Source organism: Klebsiella sp. RHBSTW-00484 (assembly GCF_013705725.1).
In the GTDB taxonomy this organism is placed as follows: Bacteria; Pseudomonadota; Gammaproteobacteria; order Enterobacterales; family Enterobacteriaceae; genus Klebsiella.
The window spans coordinates 1-1,789 of the sequence record NZ_CP055497.1; the positions used below are offsets into that span (position 1 = coordinate 1).

1 protein-coding gene is annotated in these 1,789 nt (G+C 57.8%); it reads left to right on the forward strand.

All coding sequences use genetic code 11. The annotated features are described in order from the left end of the window. Positions 1-1,789, forward strand: a 1,789-nt coding sequence (locus HV213_RS33100) for an HAD-IC family P-type ATPase (RefSeq protein ID WP_181486583.1), incomplete at both ends; no start/stop codon positions are given.

Sequence of the window (1,789 nt, forward strand, 5' to 3'; positions counted from 1 at the left end):
CTTACAGCAGTACGGTGAAAATGCGCTACCGCAAAAAGCGGGTAAACCGGCATGGCTGCGTTTTCTGGCGCATTTTAATGATGTGCTGATTTACGTCTTGCTGGCGGCGGCGCTATTGACGGCGGTGATGGGCCACTGGGTCGATACTCTGGTGATCCTCGGCGTGGCGGTGATCAACGCCCTGATTGGTCATATTCAGGAGAGTAACGCCGAAAAATCGCTCCAGAGCATTCGCAATATGCTCTCCAGCGAAGCGGTGGTGGTTCGTCAGGGGAATCATGAAACCATTCCGACCACGGCGCTGGTTCCCGGCGATATCGTGGTGATCCGCGCCGGCGACCGCATTCCAGCAGACCTGCGGGTTATCGAAGCGCATAACCTGCGGGTGGAAGAGGCGATTCTGACCGGTGAATCAACGGTGGTGGAGAAAAGTACCGAAGCGCTTAGCGGCGAACTGCCGTTGGGTGACCGGACGAACCTGTTGTTCTCAGGCACCACGGTAAGCTCCGGCGGTGGCAAAGGCCTGGTGGTGGCAACCGGTGGCGATACCGAGCTGGGCCACATTAACCAGATGATGGCGGATATCGAGAAACACCGTACTCCGCTGTTGGTGCAGATGGATAAGCTCGGCAAAGCCATCTTTATCATCATTCTGGTGATGATGGCTGCGCTATTCGTCTTTAGCCTGCTGTTCCGCGATATGCCGGTTTCTGAACTGATGCTGTCGCTGATTAGCCTGGCGGTGGCGTCGGTACCGGAAGGGCTGCCGGCGATTATCTCGATTATCCTCTCGCTTGGCGTGCAAACCATGGCCCGGCAGAAGGCGATTATCCGCAAGCTGCCGACGGTCGAAACGCTAGGGGCGATGACGGTTATTTGCTCGGATAAAACCGGGACGCTGACCATGAACGAGATGACGGTTAAGGCCGTTATCACCGCCGATAAAGTCTATCGGGTGGAAGGGGACAGCTACGAGCCGGTGGGGAATATTCACCCGATCGATGAGCCGGACCCGATAACCGTCGCGCCGGGCACGCTGCTGGAGCGCTATCTGCGCACCATCGACCTGTGTAACGACAGCCAGCTAATCAAAGATGAAAGCGGGTTGTGGAAAATCACTGGCGGCCCTACGGAAGGGGCGCTGAAGGTGCTGGCGGCGAAAGTGACGCTTTCGCCGGCGAGCACCGAACTGCGCAGTAAGATCCCCTTTGATTCGCAATACAAATATATGTCAACGCTGTACCGCATCGGCAATGAGGAGACGATTTTAATTACCGGTGCGCCAGATGTGCTGTTCCGCCTGTGTCAGCATCAGCAAACCGACCATGGGCTGGAGCCGCTGGACCAGCCGTATTGGGAAGCGAAAATTGAAGAGTACGCGCGGGAAGGGCTGCGCATGGTGGCGGCAGCGTGGAAACCGGCGGCTGACGGGCAAACCGAACTCACCCATCAGGATTTGCAGCATGGCGTCATTCTGTTAGGGATCGCCGGGATGATGGACCCGCCGCGACCAGAGGCCATTACCGCTATCGGCGACTGCCTGCAGGCGGGGATCCGCGTGAAGATGATCACCGGGGACCACCCGCAAACGGCGATGAGTATCGGCAAGATGCTGGGGATCGGCAACGCCGGGAACGCCATTACCGGGCGCGAGCTGGAGGTGATGGACGATACCCAACTGAGTGAAGCGGCGCAGAAATTCGATATTTTTGCCCGTACCAGTCCGGAAGATAAGTTCCGTCTGGTTCAGGCGCTGCAAAGCAGGAAAGAGGTGGTCGGGATGACCGGT